Below are 18,708 nucleotides of genomic sequence, written 5' to 3'. Positions count from 1 at the left end.
TTAATATTCTTTATAAATCAACGGGCTATCGCCCAGAAAAATCTTTAAGTGCTAAACTTCTGATAATTTATAATAATAAATATATATTTTAATTATGTATTATGTTATCATAAAGATGTATAATCTTTGTATCTAATTTAGGAGGGATATTAATGAAATTTTCTAATCGTATTAATTCAATGCAAGAATCACCAATTAGAAAACTTGTTCCATTAGCAGAACAAGCAAAGAAAAATGGTAAAAAAGTATATCATCTTAATATTGGTCAACCAGATATTAAAACACCGGTTGAATTTATGGATGCTATAAAAGAATATGACGAAGAAGTACTTTCTTATGCTTCATCGCAAGGTTTACCTGAATTAATAAATAGTTTTATTAAATATTTTGAAACTTATGATATTCACTTCGAAAAAGATGAAATACTTGTTACTAATGGTGGTAGTGAAGCAATATTATTTTCATTATTAGCTGTAACAGATAATGGAGATGAAGTTTTAATTCCAGAACCATTTTATACAAATTACAATGGTTTCGGATCTTCTGCTGGTGTTAAAGTTGTACCTATTACTACTAAAGCGGAAGAAGGCTTTAAACTACCAAATAAAAAAATAATACAAAAATTAGTTACGAATAAAACAAAAGCCATAGTATTATCAAATCCTGGAAATCCAACTGGAGCAGTATATACAAAAGAAGAAATGAATATTCTTAGAGATATAGCTAAGGAAAACGATTTATTCATCATTTCTGATGAAGTATATAGAGAATTTATTTATGATGGATTTGAATATATGAGTTTTGGTGAATTTAAAGATATAGAAGATAGAGTTATATTAACAGATAGTATATCCAAAAGATATAGTGCTTGTGGTGCAAGAATAGGTTTAATAGCTAGTAAAAATAAAGCATTGATTAAAGAAGTATTAAAGCTTTGCCAAAGTAGACTTTGTGTGCCTACAATTGAACAAATAGGTGCAGCTGCTCTATCTAATGTTTCTAAGAATTACTTTGATGAAGTTGTAAAAGAATATAAAAACAGAAGAGATATTGTATATAATGCATTGCAGGATATGTGTGGCGTTATTGCTAAACAACCTCATGGAGCATTTTATATTATAGCTAAACTTCCTGTAAAAGATGCAGAAGATTTTGTTAAATGGTTACTAGAAGATTTTGATGTAAATAGCGAAACTGTTATGCTAGCTCCTGCTGAAGGATTTTATGCTACAAAAGGTTTAGGAAAAGATGAAGTAAGAATATCTTATGTATTAAATCAAAAGTCTCTTAAAAAAGCTATGGATATTTTAAAACATGCTTTAGAAACTTATAAAAAATAACACCTAAAGGTGTTAAATTAGAGGAAGAAATTCTTCCTCTTTTTTTATGTCTAATATTCTTGTTTTAATACCCTTTCATATATTTCGCACTTATCTACGTTACAGTATCCATCAAGATTGTGTATGCAGGTTATTGCTTTACATTTTTTTAGTCTACTAACTTGTTCCCGGTCTGAAGTATTCATAATATTGTCTTTCATATGCATTCCTCCTTAACTAAATTATACCACTTATTTTCAAATTTTGTCAAGGATAATTTCAGAATTTTGCAATTTTATTTTTAAAAATATTCATATATAAGTATATTTAAATAAAATACATACATATATGAATAATACGAATAACAAAATTGCATAATAATAAAAGAAATATTATATTTCTTTTATTGTAAAAAGTCATTTATAGTATAGTTGCTATTAATTTTCTTATTCAAAGTATTTAATATCCTATTCATCATTAACCTTTCATCATTTATAATTTTAATAGTTTTATTAGTATTATTCATAGGTTTTAAATAAAATAAGATTTTTCCACTTTGATTTTTTTCTATGGATAATATTCCTTTTTCATAAAGTTTTATATTAGCTAAAATTAATGTAGGAAAATTCATATATCCAAAATCCTTTATATTAATATTTTGTAATTCAAACTTACTAAATGCAATTATCATACTAATTAACTCTTCTAAAGTTTTCTCAGGAATATAAACATTATTAAAATTTTTCTCTTTCATTATTCTAGAAATATATCTTTCCATACATGTTTTTGGATATATAATTAAATACCCACTATTTACTTCTATTGGCTTAAAAATATCATAAAATTTTTTAATAAAATTAATTGTTAAATTAATTTCTTCCTTGTTATTATTATGATTTATATTTTTTAAATATTCTGTACAAACTAAACTAAATATTTTATTTACATCTCTCTTTTTAAACAATGTATTAAAATATAATTCTTTTTCTATATAAATAGGATTAATGTAATCTATAATAGATACAATTTCATTAAATTCATAAATATTTTTTCTGAAAATATCTTTTTCTTTTTTATTTAATATATAATGCAATTGAGATTTATAATCTGTTTTTTCCTCCATATCACATCCTCCTTATATAATATTTTTTGTAATGTTTATAAAATTATAGTGCTAGGAAAATACTATAAATAGATGAAATTAAATATTAATCTAAATATATACTATTAATCCATTTAAGAAAGGATGTTAAGGTATAACTATGTTATTAATAAAAAAAATACATAAATTGATGAAAAATGTTAAATTATATAGATCATTAGGCATTATAATTGTATTTATATTAATTTCATCTCTGATATTTTACTTTTTTGAAATTAATATAAATCCTAGAATTAATACTATTCAAGATGCAATTTGGTGGGGATTTGTTACCAGTACATCCGTAGGTTATGGAGATATATATCCAGTAACTATAATTGGTAGAATAATATCTATATTTTTAATGTTAATTGGTATAGGAGTATTTGGTTTTATAACTGGTTCATTTGCATCAATATTTTTAGAAGAAAATATAAGAAAAGGAATGGGACTAATGGATGTAATTTTTAAAAATCATATTATCATTATAGGTTGGAATCATAAAACAAAAATTATAATAGAAGAATTAATTAATGAAGATAAAAATTTAAAAGTAGTTATTATTGATAATATTGATTATAACCCATATAATAATAAAAACATCTCTTATATTAAAGGAAATCCATGGTATGACGAAGTATTATTAAGGGCAAATATAAAGTATGCCAAACGAATAATTGTATTGGCTGATAGAAATTTGAAAAATAAAGATATGATGGATGCTAAATCTGTACTTATATGTTTAGCTATAAATAAATTAAATAAAAATATCTATTTAATTTCAGAAGTAGCGAATCATAGTAATAAAAAACTTTTTTTAAGAGCTAATGTAAATGATATTTTAATAAGCAATGAAATAGAAAGTAAAATATTAGTAAGAAGCATACTTTATAAAGGCATAAATAAAGCCATGAAAGAACTAATAACTAATTCTTATGGCTGTGAATTATACGAGGCTTCAATATCTGAAGAATATATTAATAATAAATATATAGACGTTTCTTTTAAATTACTAAAAAAGGGTATTACATTAATTGGCTATTTTAGAAATGGAGAAACATATTTAAATCCTAAAACAAATATAAAATTACAATCTAATGATATATTAATTTATATTGCTCCTAATAAAATTTTATAATCCTAAATCTTTTAGTGAGTACTTCAATATTTTATTTTTATCATTTCTAATAAATTTCTTAATTAATTCAAATAATTTAATTATTCCTTTCTCCAAATTAACAATATCTATTGATGCTATATTGATGCGGAAATATTCCGTATCTTGATTATCATTATAGAATCTAGATCCAGAAGATATTAGAATCTTGTGTTCCTTTAGATAATCTTCTAACTTTCGTGATGAATAACCATCTGGAAGAGAAAACCAAAAATTCAATCCACCAGAAGGTATATAATATCTTAAGTCTATAGGTTTATATTTTAAAATATATTTTTTCGCTAATTGATATTTATTATTATAAATTTCACTGATATTATCTATATGCTTTTTCCATATTCCCTCACTTAAAAATAATTCAAACACTCTTTGAATGAATCCAGAAGTATGTATATCAGAAAATTGCTTACCTAAAAGAAATTTTTGTTGTAAACTTATAGGTAATATAGCAAAACCTAGTCTTATTCCAGGCATAAAGGTTTTAGAAAAACTTTTCAAATATATTACTCTATTATTTTTATCCATACTTTTTAATGATGCTAATCTTTTATTGTTAAAAACTATATCACTAATATAATCATCTTCTATTATATACGTATCATATATATCAGCTAATTTAAGTATAGATTTCTTTACATCTTGTGAATATGAAAATCCAGTTGGATTTTGATAATTAGGCATAACATATATTAATTTAGGTTTAAAAGTTTTAATTTTCTGTTCTAATTTAATTATATCTATTCCACTTCTATCTACCGGTATTTCTAATATCTTAGCTGTTCTTGACTTAAATGAATATAATGAGCCTGAATAAGTTGGACTCTCAGTTATTACGGTATCACCATAATCTATAAGGGTCTTACTAATAATATCTATACCTTGTTGAGCTCCTGAAATTATTTGAATGGATTCTAATGTCGTACGAATATTAAATTCTTCTAAATAATTCATTATGGCTTTTCTTAATGGTAAATATCCTATACTATCTTGATAATCAAAAGCTACTCCTCCATCTCTATCAATGACTCTATTCATTAATTTTTTAAAATCCTTTATTGGGAATAAATTGGAATTACTTGTTATGTTTGTAAAATCATAAGCTATATTTAAAGATAATTTATTATCATCTTCTCTATTAAAAGAATTAATTTTTTTTACATAGGTACCACTTCCAATTTTTTTATATATATAATCTTCTTCTTCTAATAATTTATATGCATTTACTATAGTAGAACTATTAACATTTAATAAATCTGATAATTCTCTTATAGAAGGCAGTTTAGTATTATTCTGTAAACTATTATTTTTTATCTTTTCTTTTATCTTATTATATAATTGAACATAAAGTGGTTTTCTAATTTTTTTATCTAAAGTTATATCGTGTAATTTATCCATTTAATCCTCCATTATTATTTAACAATATCTATTTCTTTTTTCTTTTGAAAAACAAAATTTTCTTATTTTCTAAATCATTTATTATTTCTTTCAATCTAACTATTTCATAACTTTTTTCTTTTAATTTTAATTTTAATTTTGCATTTTCACTCATTATTATATCTTTATCTTTATCAAATTGTTTTTTTATTAAATTAATAATTTCCTCTTTTAGTTCTCCTAATATAATTGTTTCTTTTTCTATATTATTTATTATATCATTTGACTCACTATTTAAACTAGAAGAATTATTGGTTTCATTAATCATAACTGTAGCACAGGTTTCATTTTTACTATCTTTAATCAAATCTGGTGATTTTAATATAAGTTTAATTTGCTTATTTGAATATCCCTGTTCTTGTAATTTTTTAATTTGCTTTAATAATTTTATTTCTACATCAGTATAATATCTGTGATTTACTTCATTTCTAGGAATATTCAATTCAAACTCTTTTTCATAATATCTTAATACATGATTTTCATATCCTAATAAATTAGAAACTTCTGATATGCTTAATTTTTTTTTACTCATATTTTACCTCCTTTATATATGTTTTCTCTTTTTATTTTAAAATTCCTTCACAAAAATTTCTACTTATTTCTACAAAAAAAGAAACGATTATACAATCGTTTCTTTAAAAATCAAATTTATTTTTTAATACCTCTTTAAGAAGTACTATTGAGTTTTCTACATCTTCTTTATATATTGTTTCATTAGATGAATGAATATATCTAGTTGGTATTGATATAACTCCAGAAGGAACCCCTTCCCTAGTTAAATGTATAGCTCCTGAATCAGTACCTCCATGCTCTAACACTTCCATTTGATATTTTATATTATTCTTTTGAGCAGTATCCACCATAATATCCTTAACTTTGGGATGTACAATTACAGATTTATCCATAACTTTAATTGCAGTACCTTTTCCTAATCCAACTGCAAATCTTTCAGCTTTAGGCGTATCTCCAGTTTTTGTAACATCTATTGCTATACCTACATCAGGATTAATCTTATACGCTGATGTTTTAGCTCCTCTTATTCCTAATTCCTCTTGAACAGTAAAAACAAAATACAAATCATTATTTGTATCCTTTAAGCTCTTTAATGTTTCTATCATAACATAACATCCTATTCTGTCATCTAAACATCCTGAAGTAATTCTACTTTCATCTACATAGTATTCATTTAAATATACACAAACATCGCCAATATTAATTTTATCCTCAGCTTCTTTTTTATCTTTTGCTCCAATATCAATATAAAGATGTTCTAGCTTTAATTTATTCTTATCATCAATTTTTTCATTAGATATAATTCCAACAATACCATTATCAAATATTACTCTTTGCTGAATACTTAACAATGGAGATATACCTCCAACATTAGTAAATCTTAAAAAACCGTCTTTATCAATATCAGTTATCATTAACCCAATTTGGTCCATATGACCTGCAATCATTATCCTTTTTCCAAGCCCTTTCTTTCTTGCAATTAAATTACCTAAAGTATCTATTTCCATTTCATCAACATAATCTTTAATTTCATTAACAATTAAATTTCTAATTCTTTCTTCATTCCCTGAAGGTGAAAAAGTTCTAACTAAACTTTTTAATAAATCATTATTAAATTCCATTATTTAATACCTCCTTCAAATATTTTTCTAAGATATAGCTCTAATAACTTACTAGTATCTTCATAATCCAATTTGTTCATAACATTTATAGGAGAATGAATATTTCTACAAGGAACAGATATGGCAATTGTTTTTGAACCTTCCTTTAATAAATGAATAGAACCAGAATCATTTCCACCTACACTTGTTTTCCTGTATTGAAAATTAATATTATTTTCTTTTGCTACATTAACTAATAATTTTCTTAATTCTTTATCAAAATATGTAGTTTTATCGATAAGAGAAATCGCTGGACCATCTCCTAATTTTGTTGCTTTCAAATGTTCATCTATATCTGATAAATCTGCGCAAGTTGTTCCTTCCAAGATAATTGAAATATCAGGGTTCACTTTAAAAGCAGCAGGACCAGCTCCTCTAAGTCCAACCTCTTCCATTACAGTAAAACTAGCATATAAATCATACTCAATATCAGATTGCAATAATTTAATTAATATAGAGCAACCTACTCTATCGTCTAAGGCTTTTGCCTTAATCAAATTATCTCCAAATTCAACATAATCACTATCAAATGTTATATAGTCCCCTATTTTAATAAGCTTTTCAGTTTCTTCTTTAGAATAAGTACCTATATCTATATATAATTGTTTTAAATCCAATGCTTTTTTTCTTTCATCAGGCTTTTGAAGATGTATTGGTTTTGCTCCAATAACTCCAGGAATTTTATTTTTTCCTATATTCACTCTTTTAGATACTAATACTCTTTTATCTATTCCGCCAACTGTAATAAATTTAATTAAACCACTATCCTTAATATCAGATACCATTAAACCAACTTCATCCATATGTGCTGCTAATAGTAGTTTAGGACCATTTTTCATACCCTTTTTATGAACAATAATATTCCCTATTTTATCTATTTCATAATCATCTACATAATCTTTTATTTCATCTATAATAATATCTCTTACTTCTTTTTCATTCCCAGACACACCACTAGCTTCAGTTAATCTTTTCAATAGCATAGATATCCCTCCAAATTATCACTAGTAATTTCAGAAATAAATCTTGCAATAAGATTTCCAGATTTTTTTATATCTTCCATATGAATAGTTTCAACAGAAGTATGCATATATCTTAATGGCAAAGAAATCAATAAAGAAGGTATACCTGCTCTTGATATTTGAATTGACCTAGCATCAGTTCCTGTAGGACCTGATTCAACTTCAAATTGATATGGTATATTATATTCTTCAGCTGTATCTACTAATTTTTGTCTCAAATTTGGATGTATATTTCCCCCTATAGTAATTCCAGGACCACCTTTTATCTCTAGGGACTGAGATTTATCTAATTCTGGAGTTCGACCAAAACCTACATCAATAGCAATTCCAATATCAGGATTAATTTTATATGTACTAGTAATAGCACCCCTTGTTCCAACTTCTTCTTGTATTGTAGATACAAAATAAATATCTGCTTCATGATTTAATTTCATCAGTTCTTTAGCACATTGGAGCATTGTAACAATACCTGCTTTATCATCTAAAGCTTTCCCTGTAACAGAACCTCCCTGTAATTCTGTAAAATTTCTTTTAATTGTTATAATATCTCCAATAGATATTATTTTCTTTACTTCATCTTTATCATATCCTACATCAATATACAAATCATTCATTTTAAAAGCATCATCACTCTTATCTTTATCTTGTAAATGAGGTGGCGTTGTACCTATAACACCAAAAAGCTCCTTCTTTCCATGAACAATTACTTCCTGAGCAACTAAGGTTCTAGGATCTATTCCTCCTATAGATGTAAATCTAATTGTTCCTGAATCATCAAAATCTTTTACCATTAATCCTATCTCATCTACATGTGCTGCCAACATTATTTTGAGATTTGAAAAATTATTTACACCTTTTTTTATAGCAATAATACTACCTAATTGATCATAATCAATTTTATCACTATATTTACTAAATACATTAACAATATTATTTGTAATATTACTTTCGTATCCCGATACACTAGTTGAATTAGATAATTCTTTTAAAAAGTCTTTTATATTCATAAGAATCCTCCTTTCATAATCATCATATATTTAATTATATCATATTTTTTCAATAATTATCTATTTTCAAACAATTATTACTTATTAGTTTTCTTTTTATAAAAAAAGGTTTCTAATGATTGTAGATTATATTTATGAGGGAATATAATCTGCTCTGTACTTCCTACAAATAGTACTCCTATATCAGTTAGTGCATTATAAAATTTTTCATACATTATACTTTTTATTTCTTCAGTAAAATAAATCATTACATTCCTGCATAATATTAAATCACAATCTTTAGGATAAGGATCTGATAATAAATTCATTTTTTTAAAAGTAACTTTATTTTTAATGATATCTTTAATTTTGTAAGTATTTTCTATTTTATCAAAGTATTTATCCCTAAATTCAATAGGCAATTCTTTTAAACTTTTTTCTGAATATAATCCAATTTTAGCTTTATTTATTGCTTCATTATCTATATCTGTAGCTAAAATAGAGATATTATCTAAATCAATAAATTTAGATAATAACATTACTATAGAGTAAGGTTCTTCTCCAGTAGAACATGCACTGCTCCATACTTTTAACTTTTTCTTTCTACTTAATAGGTTTGGAATGATTTTATTTCCCAATATATCCCACTGCTTTTCATTTCTATAAAATTCTGATACATTAATAGTTAAATAATTTATAAATTCATTTAATAAATCATCCTTTTTTTTAATTGCATCAAAATAATCATCAAAATCATTAAAATTATTTTTAGAAACTAATGATTTTATTCTTCTTTTCATCTGTTTTTCTTTATAATTACTTAAGTTAATATCAATTAATTTTAAAACATTTTTTTTGAATTCTTCATATTTGTCCATATTAATTCTCCTTAAATTGAATATAAATTCACTATATGAAAAAATAAGGAAGGTTAACCTTCCTCATTTTACTAATTTTTCTCATCTTTTTTAATCATATCTCCAACGGTTAATTCAACATCTTCATCATCTTTATATTTTAAGTTTTCTTTTTCTTCAGCTTCTTTTATACTCAAACTTAATCTTTTATTTTCTGAATCAATATCTAAAACTTTAACTTTTACTTTATCACCCTTAGATAATTCTTCTGAAGGCTTAGCAATATGTTTATGAGAAATTTCAGATATGTGAACTAATCCATCTAATCCTGGCTTTAATTCAATAAATGCACCGAAATCTACTAATTTAACAACATTTCCCTCAACTATATCTCCTACACTATACTGATTTTCAACATTGTCCCAAGGATGTTCTTTAGTTTGTTTATAACCTAATGATATTCTTTCTTTTTCTTTATCAAAATCAAGAACAATAACATCTACTTTATCTCCTACATTTAAAATTTCTGAAGGATTATTTACTCTTCCCCAAGATAATTCAGATATATGAACTAATCCATCTACTCCACCTATATCTACAAATGCTCCAAAATCTGTAAGTCTCTTTACTTCACCTTCAATTTTCATACCTTTTTCTAAATTGTTCCACAAAATTTCTTTCTCTTTATCAATTTCTAATAATTCTACTTCTTTTCTGGATAATACTAATTTCTTTTTATCCCTATTAAACTCAATAATCTTTAATAAAAATTCTTTTCCTAAATATTTATTTAAATTTTCCACATAATTTATTGATATATGAGATGCGGGTACGAAACCTCTTATATTGTTAACTAAAACAATAATACCACCTCTAACTATTTCAACAACTTTTCCTTTAATTAAAGAATTTTCATTATAAATACTTTCTAATTTTTCCCATCCTTTTATATTATCAACTTTTTTCTTTGATAATAATACATTGCCTTCACCATCATCTAATTTTAATACATAAACTTCTATATTATCATTTTCATTCATAAAATCCTCTGGATTTATATTAGGATCATTAGATAATTCAGATTTTTTAATTATACCATCAGATTTGTACCCTATATTTACCATTACTTCATCTTTATTAGTTGATATAACAATTCCCTCTATAATATCACCTTTTTTAACATCCACTAAAGTTTTTTCAATTTCTTCCATCATCTTATTCATTTCATTATCAATATTACTCACGTGATTGACAACCTCCTTAATTATCCAGTCAGGTGTTGATGCACCTGCTGTAATGCCTATTAAACTATACTTTTTTAATTCTTTTAAATTTATATCATCAATGGTTTCTATATGATAAGTATTTTTGCATATATCTTTACTTATAGATACAAGTTTTTGAGTATTAGAACTATGATACCCTCCTATAACAATCATTGCATCAACCTTACTTGCAACTTCTTTACAAGACTTTTGTCTTGATTTAGTAGCGTTACAAATAGTATTAAATTTTAAAACTTCATTTGCGTTTTTACTTATCAATTTTGATAATACTTCAAATTTTCTTTCATTCATAGTAGTTTGTACCACAATACATATTTTATCATATTTTTTTGTATCTTCAATATCATCTTTAGAGTTAATTATATCAGCTTCATAATTACACCATCCATTTATACCAATAACTTCTGGATGTTTGGGGTTGCCTATAATGATTATTTTATATCCTTTATCATAATGTTCTTTAGCTATCTTTTGAATATTTCTTACAAAAGGACAAGTAAGATCTACATAATCTATAGATTTAGACTTTAAATCATTATAAATATTTATAGGAACACCATGAGAACGTATAATAAGTATACCTGAATTTAACTCATCTATATTTTCTATAGTAGTAAGTCCTTGTTTACTTAAAGATTCTATTACTTGCTTATTGTGTATTAAAGGCCCTAATGAATAAACATCTTCTTTTGATTTTATAGTTATTAATGATTTATTTATAGCTCTTTCTACTCCAAAACAAAAACCAGAATTATCAGCTAAAATTACTCTCATTTTAATCCTCCCAATTTATACTATTTTAAATCATATATTTCATTTATAATATTATCACTTAAAGATTTATAATCTTCCATATTCAATTTACCTTTTTTTTCTTTACTTAAATCTATAGGTTGTCCAATATATACATCTACTTTACTAAAAATCTTATAATTTGTATCTATATATACAGGAAGTACGGGAGCTTTTGATTTAATAGCTATCATAGCAATTCCAGATTTAGCTTTTCCTTTCATTCCCCTTTTAACTCTTGTACCTTCAGGGAATATTCCTAAAGCCTTATTAGATTTTAATAATTTTAATGCTTTTTTAATAGCACTCAAATCAGCTCCATTTCTATCAATTGGAAATGCACCTAATTTTCTCATAAATAAAGCAGCTAATTTATATTTAAATAATTCTTTTTTAGCCATAAAATGAATTTGTCTAGTATTAAAAACAATTCCTAATATAATTGGATCAAAATCATGAGTATGATTTGAACATATTAATACTTTAGAATCTTTTAATATATTTTTATCACCATGAATTTTTATTTTATAAAAAAAATTAAAAACTACACTAGCTAAATTCCTAATAAAATTGTAAAAACTCATAATAATTCCCCTTATATAAAATTTTAATAATTATTTTTTTCAATATAATTTAATATAATTTTAACTACTTCTTCAATACTTTTATTAGTAGTATCTATTTCAATTGAATCCTCTGTTTTTATCAATGGTGCTATATTTCTAGTTTTATCTATTTTATCTCTTTCCTTGATTTCTTCAATAATCTCAGATAATTTTATATTAGGATATTCTTTTATTAATTCTTTATACCTTCTCTTACCTCTCTCTTCTGGATTAGCGGTTATATAAAATTTAAATTTAGCATTAGGTAAAACATAACTTCCAATATCTCTACCATCCATTATTATATCATTATTTTTTGAAATATTTCTTTGAATCTTCACTAATTTTTCTCTTACTTCTTTAATTTTTGCAACTAAAGAAACATTATTATTAATTTTATTTGTTCTTATTTTATCATCAACTATTTCATCATCTAAAAATATGTGATTATCTCTAAAATCAATTTTAGTACTATTAAGTACATCAATTATTTTAGATGTATTATTTAAATCTATATTTTCTTTTAACAGTTTATAAGTTAAGGCTCTATACATTGATCCTGTATCTATATAAACTATATTTAAATTTTGTGCAATTAATTTTGCAACTGTACTCTTACCAGCACCTGCAGGACCATCTATAGCTATAACTAGATTACTCATTATACTTCATTCCTTCCATGATTTTTAATCTATTAAATCTTTTCTTAAATCTACTGCCTTTTTAAGATAAATGTGATTAATTTCGCTTTGCTTACAATGAGAATTTATCATCATCAAAACTCTTATGCATTTTCTCAAACTATTTTTTACATTCATTTCTTGCAAACACAATAAACTACAATTAACTAAACCTATATCTCTTGCAGCCTTTGCTGGATATTCTTCATCTAAATCATTTGTAGCAGTAAATAATATTGATATAATATTTTCTTTTTTTATATTATTTTTATTAATTATTTCATTTAATAAAAATTTAGTATTTTGTATTATTAAATTACTTGTATTTTCTTCTACAGTTATTGCACCTCGTATACTTATGACACTCACATATATCACTCCTGTCTATTTATTATATATCAATTTAAAAACTACCTCAAGCTTAACCCTCATCAACAACTAATTCTTTTATATTCAAATATTGTTATTTTTTCTATTAGAAGCAACTGATGCTATTATCCCTGATGGACCAGCTCCTATAAAATTCTTTCATTTAAACATTTTATAACTTTTCTCTTTTCTATAAATTCAATTATAGTTAATCCACAGTTACTTATAGAAAATTTTCTATAAGTAACTAAATCTAAGTCTAATAATCCTAAGATTATTACTTTTATTACGACACTGTGTGAAACTATAAGTATATTATTGTACTTATGACTCTCATCTAATCTATTAATAAATCTCATTACTCTTTCTTGTACCTTTATTAAACTTTCCCCCTTAGGAATTGTAAGAAGATAAGGTTCATTTCTCCAAATTTCATATTCTTTGTTATATGCTTTTTTTATATATTTAATAGTAAAACCTTGCCAAGCGCCAAAATTTATTTCTCGTAATTCCTCTTTCTTACTTACACTAATATCTAAGTTTTTAGCAATTATTTTAGCAGTATCATAAGCTCTATTTAAATCACTAGAATATATATGTCTTATATTAGCATCTTTTAGTTTATTAGAAACTAAGAATGCTTGTTTCTCACCTTTTTTTGTTAATGATATATCTGCTTGACCTTGAATTATTCCTATTTTATTCCAAATCGTTTCTCCATGACGTATTAAATATAATTTATTCATTAAACCCTCCAAAAGATATTCTAAATTTATTTAATACTATTCATGATTTTTATTATATATTAAAATAAGATTATAAAAAAAGTAGCATATGCTACTTTTTTTATAATCTATAATCTATTAAATCATTTTTATTTTTATCTCCATATATATTATATTCTTTCCAAATACCTTCCAATTTAGAAAAATATGAACTTACTTCTTTCTTATTTTTCATTCCTACTGCAATTATTAAAGCATTAATGATACTCATTGGAGCAACTAAAGAATCTACAAAAGACACCATATTACTTTTAGCATCTAAAATATAATCTGAAACTTTAGCTATAGGAGATAATTTGCCATCAGATATACCTACAATAGTACATCTTTGTTTCTTCACATATTGCAATGCATCAAGAGTTTTTTTAGAATATCTAGGATAACTTATACCAATAACTACATCATCTTCTGAAACTCTAAGTAATTGTTCGAAAATATCACTCATTCCAAAACTTACAACTTTTACATTGTCTAAAATTAAACTAAGATAGAATCCCAAATATCCTGCTAAAGCAGTGGAACTTCTTAGTCCAAGAACATAAACCCTTTTAGCATTAATAATTTCGTCTATTACTTTATAAAAGATATCATTATCTAAATTTTCTAAAGTATTCCTCATATTATTTATATCTGCCTGCATTACCTTTTTAATAAAATTTTCTTTATCAGAAAAATCTGCCATACCTAATCTTTGAACAGTAGTAAGTTTATTTTTTATAAGCTCTTGAAGTGATTTCTGTAAACTAGGATAACCATCGAAACCTAAAGCGTTGGCAAATCTTACTACGGTTGATTCACTAACGCCAACCATTTCTCCTAATTTTGATGCTGTCATAAAAGCAGCTTTATCATAACTTGCCAATATATATTCTGCAATTAATCGCTGACCTTTACTTAATTGGGTAAAATTTAATTGAATTAATTTAATTAAATCCTTTTTATTTTCATTCATAAAATCGTCCTTATTACAAAATATTTAAACCATAATTATATGCTTTTTCATTAATTTCTTCAGTTCCAGGAGGAACCCTTTTTAATATAGCTTCTTTTAACATATCCTCAGAGACTATTTTTGTTATTTTACTAATAGCCCCTAATGCTACAATATTAGCCACCATAGAAATTCCAATATCATTTTTAGCTCTTTCAACAATCGGCACGTGATATATATTTATATCATCTCTATTAGGTTTATTTATATTCTTATCTATAATAAGAATACCATCTTTTTTTAAAGAATCCAAATATTCATCACAAGATTTTTGAGTTAAACATAACAACACATCACAATCTTTAACTTTAGGATAATTTATTTCAGAATCACTTATTATAACTTCTGCTTTACTAGCTCCCCCTCTAGCCTCTGGTCCATAAGATTGAGTTTGTATTGAATTTTTCCCATCTAATATAGCTGCTTCGGCTAATATTATTCCTGCTAGAATCAAACCTTGGCCACCTGATCCACTTAATCTAAGTTCTGTTTGTGACTTCATATTATCTCCCCTCTTGCATACTATCAATAATTTTTTGGTAACTCTCTGTGTATTCATCTTCCTTACTACTATATAATTCACCTATAATTATTTTATTTTCTAATTTATTCTTATCAAGTTTATCTACTGCCTTAATATTTACCGTATTATTTTTTAAGGTTTTCATCATATCAGGAGAATCACCTTTTTTATTCTTTCTTCCATAATAGGTTGGACATACACTTAATGATTCTATTATTGAAAATCCTTTATTTTGTATCCCTTTTATTGTTAAATCTTTAATCATTTTAGCATGATATGCAGTAGCCCTACCTACATACGTAGCACCAGCAGCCTTTGACAACTTACATAAATCAAAATCTTTATCAATATTTCCATAAGGTGCAGTAGTTCCTTTTTCACCTGTAGGAGTAGTTGGAGAATATTGTCCTCCTGTCATTCCATAAATATTATTATTAAATATTATAGTCGTAATATCAATATTTCTTCTAGAAGCATGAATAAGATGATTTCCACCTATTGCAGCACTATCTCCATCCCCAGTTACTACTATTACGTGCAATTCAGGATTAGCCATTTTAATACCTGTTGCAAAAGCTAGTGCTCTACCATGAGTAGTATGAAGTGTATTGAAATCCATATATCCTGGAGCTCTAGAGGAACAACCTATTCCTGATACTATACATACCTTATCTTTCTCTAATCCCATTTTATCTATAGCATCTACTATAGCTTTCATTATAATACCATGACCACAACCAGGACACCATATATGGGGTAATTTATCCATTCTAAAATATTTATCTAACAATTTGCTAGGCATAATACATCCCCCTTAATCTTCTCCAATATTTCATCTGGAGTAATCAATCGTCCATTAACTCTACCATATCTAAATACTTCACAATCTTTATTAGCTACACGTTCAACTTCTAAAACATATTGTCCTAAATTCATTTCTACCACTATAACCTTTTTTATTTTATTTGTTAAGTGTCTTATTTGTTTATCTAAAAAAGGCCATATAGTCACAGGTCTAAATAACCCAACTTTAATCCCTTGTTCTCTAGCTGACTGAATAGCACTTTTTGCAGACCTAGCAGTACTTCCATATGCAATTATAGCTATATCTGCATCATCTAACACATATTCTTCAAAATTAGATATATCATCTATATTATCCCCTATTTTATTCATTAATCTATTTACTAAATTTTCAGCAATAGTAGAATCATTACTTGGAAAGCCAGTTTTGTCATGAACTAATCCTGTAACATGATATCTATATCCGTCCCCAAAAGAAGCCATTCTAGGAACAATATCTCCATCTTCTACTTCATAAGGATTATAATCTTTAGGGTCACAAGTAGGTTTGACTCTATCTATAATTTCTGCTTCATCTTTATTTGGTGTTTCAACTTTTTCTCTTAAATGTCCAATAACTTCATCTAAAATTAACATAACAGGTGTTCTGTATTTTTCAGCATAATTAAAAGCTTTTACCGTTAAATCAAAAGTTTCTTTTACTGATGCTGGTGTTAAAGCGATAACTGGATGATCTCCATGCGTGCCCCATCTTGCTTGCATAACATCACCTTGTGATGGAGATGTTGGTAATCCAGTACTAGGACCTCCCCTCTGCACATTAACTATAACACAAGGAACTTCCGTTATTGCCGCATATCCAATGTTTTCTTGTTTTAAAGAAAAACCTGGACCACTAGTAGCAGTCATAGATTTCTTGCCAGCTAATGATGCTCCTATTATAGCTGCCATGCTTGATATTTCATCTTCCATCTGAATAAATTTACCACCAATCTTAGGTAATTTTAATGCTGAAATTTCTGCAATTTCTGTAGATGGAGTTATAGGATATCCTGCATAAAATTGCATACCAGCAGCTAAAGCTCCTTCTACACAAGCTTCATTTCCTTGCATAAGCTTTGCCTTATTATTCATTCCTATCATCTCCTTCTAAGTATATTGCATAATCAGGACACCTTAATTCACATTGCCCACATTGAATACATAACTCTATATCTCTTATATTTACGATTCCATTTTTCATCTCCAAAACATCTTTTGGACAAAATTCAACACAAATTCCACAACCTTTGCACCACTCATTGTCAACATTTAATTTTTTGCCTATTTTTGTGGCCACCATAAAGCCCCCTTTAAATTTTTCTAACTAAATAATACCAAAGTAATTAAAAGTCTGCAATTTATATTTCATTTTATTAAAAAATTTTGGCGATTTGCAAGTTATATTTCATATTATGCAATATTAAAGAATTTATAATTATATATTTTCTTTTTTTAGTTTTTCTAAACTTTTATAATCTGTTAAATCAAAATATAAGGGAGTTATTGAAATATATTTATTTTCAATAGCTTTTATATCACTATTTATTTTATTTTTAATGTCCATTAATTCACCATCTAACCAATAATAATTTTTACCCATAGGATCTTCTCTTTTTAAATATTTATTTTTATATTTTCTTATTCCTAATTCAGTCATTAAAATGCCTTTTATATCCTCCTTATTTATTGATGGAATATTAACATTAAATATTAATCCATCTTTTAAATTCATAATAAAATTTATTAATTTGCAAGAATAATACTTAGCTCCTTCATAGTTGATTTTATTTTCATCATACGAAGCTGATATTGCAATTGATCTTATATTATGCATACCTCCTTCTATTGCAGCAGAAACAGTTCCAGAATATAAAATATCTGTACCTAAATTAGCTCCATTATTGATTCCTGATACAATTAAATCGGGTTTTTTATCTAAAATTGATTCTAAAGCAATTTTTATACAATCATTAGGTGTTCCAGAAACCATATACGCTTCCACTCTATCATCTATATCTGTTTTCACTATTCTTAAAGGCGAATGAAGAGTAATAGAATGTCCTGATGCACTTCTTTCTCTATCGGGAGCTACTATGGTAACTTTTCCTATATTAGATAACTCTTTTGCTAAAATTCGTATTCCAATAGCATTTATTCCATCATCATTAGTTATTAATATATTCATTTTCATCTCTCCTTAATATAATAATTATTATTTGTAA

Annotated in this window: 21 protein-coding genes; 2 read left to right on the top strand and 19 right to left on the bottom strand. The window is 25.6% G+C overall.

Translation table 11 applies throughout. The features are described from left to right. The first annotated feature begins 152 nt into the window (after nucleotides 1–152). Nucleotides 153–1,340 (top strand): pyridoxal phosphate-dependent aminotransferase, encoded by a 1,188-nt coding sequence (locus GOQ29_RS11615; protein ID WP_203372823.1) that lies wholly within the window; start codon nucleotides 153–155, stop codon nucleotides 1,338–1,340. Between the two features lie 50 nt (nucleotides 1,341–1,390). On the opposite strand, the gene GOQ29_RS11610 is transcribed toward GOQ29_RS11615, so the two are convergent. Together GOQ29_RS11610 and GOQ29_RS11605 are read right to left on the bottom strand one after the other, a co-directional pair. Next, nucleotides 1,391–1,540 (bottom strand): hypothetical protein, encoded by a 150-nt coding sequence (locus GOQ29_RS11610; protein WP_203372822.1) that lies wholly within the window; start codon nucleotides 1,538–1,540, stop codon nucleotides 1,391–1,393. 182 nt (nucleotides 1,541–1,722) lie between these two features. After that, a complete protein-coding gene (locus tag GOQ29_RS11605) occupies nucleotides 1,723–2,442 on the bottom strand; it encodes a hypothetical protein (RefSeq protein ID WP_203372821.1) in 720 nt (239 codons plus the stop codon). Between the two features lie 139 nt (nucleotides 2,443–2,581). Between GOQ29_RS11605 and GOQ29_RS11600 the strand changes: the two genes are divergently transcribed. Next, nucleotides 2,582–3,598 (top strand): potassium channel family protein, encoded by a 1,017-nt coding sequence (locus GOQ29_RS11600; protein WP_203372820.1) that lies wholly within the window; start codon nucleotides 2,582–2,584, stop codon nucleotides 3,596–3,598. Here GOQ29_RS11600 and pdxR read toward each other — a convergent pair. The 17 genes from pdxR to surE all read right to left on the bottom strand — a co-directional run bounded on the left by pdxR (nucleotide 3,593) and on the right by surE (nucleotide 18,671). Then, a complete protein-coding gene (gene pdxR, locus GOQ29_RS11595; protein WP_203372819.1) occupies nucleotides 3,593–5,032 on the bottom strand; it encodes a MocR-like pyridoxine biosynthesis transcription factor PdxR in 1,440 nt (479 codons plus the stop codon). The genes GOQ29_RS11600 and pdxR overlap by 6 nt on opposite strands. Nucleotides 5,033–5,060: 28 nt before the next feature. Then, on the bottom strand, nucleotides 5,061–5,603 hold the full coding sequence (locus GOQ29_RS11590) for a helix-turn-helix domain-containing protein (RefSeq protein ID WP_203372818.1): 543 nt from the start codon (nucleotides 5,601–5,603) through the stop codon (nucleotides 5,061–5,063). 103 nt (nucleotides 5,604–5,706) lie between these two features. Next, nucleotides 5,707–6,705, bottom strand: coding sequence for a M42 family metallopeptidase (locus GOQ29_RS11585; RefSeq protein WP_203372817.1), 999 nt, complete (start codon nucleotides 6,703–6,705; stop codon nucleotides 5,707–5,709). Beyond that, entirely contained in the window at nucleotides 6,705–7,727 is a 1,023-nt protein-coding gene (locus GOQ29_RS11580; protein ID WP_203372816.1) for a M42 family metallopeptidase, read from the bottom strand. The genes GOQ29_RS11585 and GOQ29_RS11580 overlap by 1 nt, the downstream gene beginning before the upstream one ends. After that, a complete protein-coding gene (locus GOQ29_RS11575; RefSeq protein WP_203372815.1) occupies nucleotides 7,718–8,773 on the bottom strand; it encodes a M20/M25/M40 family metallo-hydrolase in 1,056 nt (351 codons plus the stop codon). The genes GOQ29_RS11580 and GOQ29_RS11575 overlap by 10 nt, the downstream gene beginning before the upstream one ends. Nucleotides 8,774–8,850: 77 nt before the next feature. After that, nucleotides 8,851–9,630: a CheR family methyltransferase gene (locus tag GOQ29_RS11570; RefSeq protein ID WP_203372814.1), complete on the bottom strand. Its 780-nt coding sequence runs from the start codon at nucleotides 9,628–9,630 to the stop codon at nucleotides 8,851–8,853. Between the two features lie 71 nt (nucleotides 9,631–9,701). Next, nucleotides 9,702–11,669 carry a bifunctional 4-hydroxy-3-methylbut-2-enyl diphosphate reductase/30S ribosomal protein S1 gene (locus GOQ29_RS11565; RefSeq protein ID WP_203372813.1) on the bottom strand — a complete coding sequence of 656 codons (1,968 nt, stop codon included), beginning with the start codon at nucleotides 11,667–11,669 and terminating at the stop codon, nucleotides 9,702–9,704. 20 nt (nucleotides 11,670–11,689) lie between these two features. Continuing rightward, entirely contained in the window at nucleotides 11,690–12,271 is a 582-nt protein-coding gene (locus tag GOQ29_RS11560; RefSeq protein WP_203372812.1) for a lysophospholipid acyltransferase family protein, read from the bottom strand. A 23-nt stretch (nucleotides 12,272–12,294) separates the two neighbouring features. Then, nucleotides 12,295–12,954 (bottom strand): (d)CMP kinase, encoded by a 660-nt coding sequence (gene cmk / locus GOQ29_RS11555; RefSeq protein WP_203372811.1) that lies wholly within the window; start codon nucleotides 12,952–12,954, stop codon nucleotides 12,295–12,297. Between the two features lie 24 nt (nucleotides 12,955–12,978). After that, complete coding sequence (aroH, locus tag GOQ29_RS11550) at nucleotides 12,979–13,341, bottom strand: chorismate mutase (RefSeq protein WP_203372810.1); 363 nt, start codon at nucleotides 13,339–13,341, stop codon at nucleotides 12,979–12,981. A 146-nt stretch (nucleotides 13,342–13,487) separates the two neighbouring features. After that, on the bottom strand, nucleotides 13,488–14,087 hold the full coding sequence (locus GOQ29_RS11545; RefSeq protein ID WP_203372809.1) for a histidine phosphatase family protein: 600 nt from the start codon (nucleotides 14,085–14,087) through the stop codon (nucleotides 13,488–13,490). A 100-nt stretch (nucleotides 14,088–14,187) separates the two neighbouring features. Then, nucleotides 14,188–15,078: a MurR/RpiR family transcriptional regulator gene (locus tag GOQ29_RS11540; protein ID WP_203372808.1), complete on the bottom strand. Its 891-nt coding sequence runs from the start codon at nucleotides 15,076–15,078 to the stop codon at nucleotides 14,188–14,190. Between the two features lie 13 nt (nucleotides 15,079–15,091). Beyond that, the gene (locus tag GOQ29_RS11535) at nucleotides 15,092–15,619 is read right to left on the bottom strand and encodes a 2-oxoacid:acceptor oxidoreductase family protein (RefSeq protein WP_203372807.1); all 528 of its coding nucleotides are present in this window, start codon (nucleotides 15,617–15,619) and stop codon (nucleotides 15,092–15,094) included. 1 nt (nucleotide 15,620) lies between these two features. Continuing rightward, nucleotides 15,621–16,442: a 2-oxoacid:ferredoxin oxidoreductase subunit beta gene (locus tag GOQ29_RS11530; protein ID WP_203372806.1), complete on the bottom strand. Its 822-nt coding sequence runs from the start codon at nucleotides 16,440–16,442 to the stop codon at nucleotides 15,621–15,623. Further along, nucleotides 16,424–17,578 (bottom strand): 2-oxoacid:acceptor oxidoreductase subunit alpha, encoded by a 1,155-nt coding sequence (locus GOQ29_RS11525; protein WP_203372805.1) that lies wholly within the window; start codon nucleotides 17,576–17,578, stop codon nucleotides 16,424–16,426. The genes GOQ29_RS11530 and GOQ29_RS11525 overlap by 19 nt, the downstream gene beginning before the upstream one ends. Then, nucleotides 17,571–17,783: a 4Fe-4S dicluster domain-containing protein gene (locus GOQ29_RS11520; RefSeq protein WP_350446017.1), complete on the bottom strand. Its 213-nt coding sequence runs from the start codon at nucleotides 17,781–17,783 to the stop codon at nucleotides 17,571–17,573. The genes GOQ29_RS11525 and GOQ29_RS11520 overlap by 8 nt, the downstream gene beginning before the upstream one ends. A 138-nt stretch (nucleotides 17,784–17,921) precedes the next feature. Beyond that, nucleotides 17,922–18,671, bottom strand: coding sequence for a 5'/3'-nucleotidase SurE (gene surE / locus GOQ29_RS11515; RefSeq protein ID WP_203372803.1), 750 nt, complete (start codon nucleotides 18,669–18,671; stop codon nucleotides 17,922–17,924). Between the last annotated feature and the right edge of the window lie 37 nt (nucleotides 18,672–18,708).

It is taken from the genome of Anaeromonas gelatinilytica, from assembly GCF_016820635.1.
GTDB lineage: Bacteria > Bacillota > Clostridia > Tissierellales > SIT17 > Anaeromonas > Anaeromonas gelatinilytica.
Note: the sequence above shows the minus strand (reverse complement) of the source record. Positions and strands in the feature narration are given on the sequence as shown.

Bases quoted from the DNA above. Each gene is read 5' to 3' on its own strand.
- GOQ29_RS11560 (WP_203372812.1), bottom strand. From the start codon at position 12,271: ATGAGTTTTTACAATTTTATTAGGAATTTAGCTAGTGTAGTTTTTAAT.
- surE (WP_203372803.1), bottom strand. From the start codon at position 18,671: ATGAATATATTAATAACTAATGATGATGGAATAAATGCTATTGGAATA.
- GOQ29_RS11540 (WP_203372808.1), bottom strand. From the start codon at position 15,078: ATGAATGAAAATAAAAAGGATTTAATTAAATTAATTCAATTAAATTTT.
- GOQ29_RS11570 (WP_203372814.1), bottom strand. From the start codon at position 9,630: ATGGACAAATATGAAGAATTCAAAAAAAATGTTTTAAAATTAATTGAT.
- GOQ29_RS11580 (WP_203372816.1), bottom strand. From the start codon at position 7,727: ATGCTATTGAAAAGATTAACTGAAGCTAGTGGTGTGTCTGGGAATGAA.
- GOQ29_RS11600 (WP_203372820.1), top strand. From the start codon at position 2,582: ATGTTATTAATAAAAAAAATACATAAATTGATGAAAAATGTTAAATTA.
- GOQ29_RS11585 (WP_203372817.1), bottom strand. From the start codon at position 6,705: ATGGAATTTAATAATGATTTATTAAAAAGTTTAGTTAGAACTTTTTCA.
- GOQ29_RS11565 (WP_203372813.1), bottom strand. From the start codon at position 11,669: ATGAGAGTAATTTTAGCTGATAATTCTGGTTTTTGTTTTGGAGTAGAA.
- GOQ29_RS11590 (WP_203372818.1), bottom strand. From the start codon at position 5,603: ATGAGTAAAAAAAAATTAAGCATATCAGAAGTTTCTAATTTATTAGGA.
- GOQ29_RS11525 (WP_203372805.1), bottom strand. From the start codon at position 17,578: ATGAATAATAAGGCAAAGCTTATGCAAGGAAATGAAGCTTGTGTAGAA.
- GOQ29_RS11545 (WP_203372809.1), bottom strand. From the start codon at position 14,087: ATGAATAAATTATATTTAATACGTCATGGAGAAACGATTTGGAATAAA.
- GOQ29_RS11610 (WP_203372822.1), bottom strand. From the start codon at position 1,540: ATGAAAGACAATATTATGAATACTTCAGACCGGGAACAAGTTAGTAGA.
- GOQ29_RS11530 (WP_203372806.1), bottom strand. From the start codon at position 16,442: ATGCCTAGCAAATTGTTAGATAAATATTTTAGAATGGATAAATTACCC.
- GOQ29_RS11605 (WP_203372821.1), bottom strand. From the start codon at position 2,442: ATGGAGGAAAAAACAGATTATAAATCTCAATTGCATTATATATTAAAT.
- GOQ29_RS11535 (WP_203372807.1), bottom strand. From the start codon at position 15,619: ATGAAGTCACAAACAGAACTTAGATTAAGTGGATCAGGTGGCCAAGGT.
- cmk (WP_203372811.1), bottom strand. From the start codon at position 12,954: ATGAGTAATCTAGTTATAGCTATAGATGGTCCTGCAGGTGCTGGTAAG.
- pdxR (WP_203372819.1), bottom strand. From the start codon at position 5,032: ATGGATAAATTACACGATATAACTTTAGATAAAAAAATTAGAAAACCA.
- GOQ29_RS11575 (WP_203372815.1), bottom strand. From the start codon at position 8,773: ATGAATATAAAAGACTTTTTAAAAGAATTATCTAATTCAACTAGTGTA.
- GOQ29_RS11615 (WP_203372823.1), top strand. From the start codon at position 153: ATGAAATTTTCTAATCGTATTAATTCAATGCAAGAATCACCAATTAGA.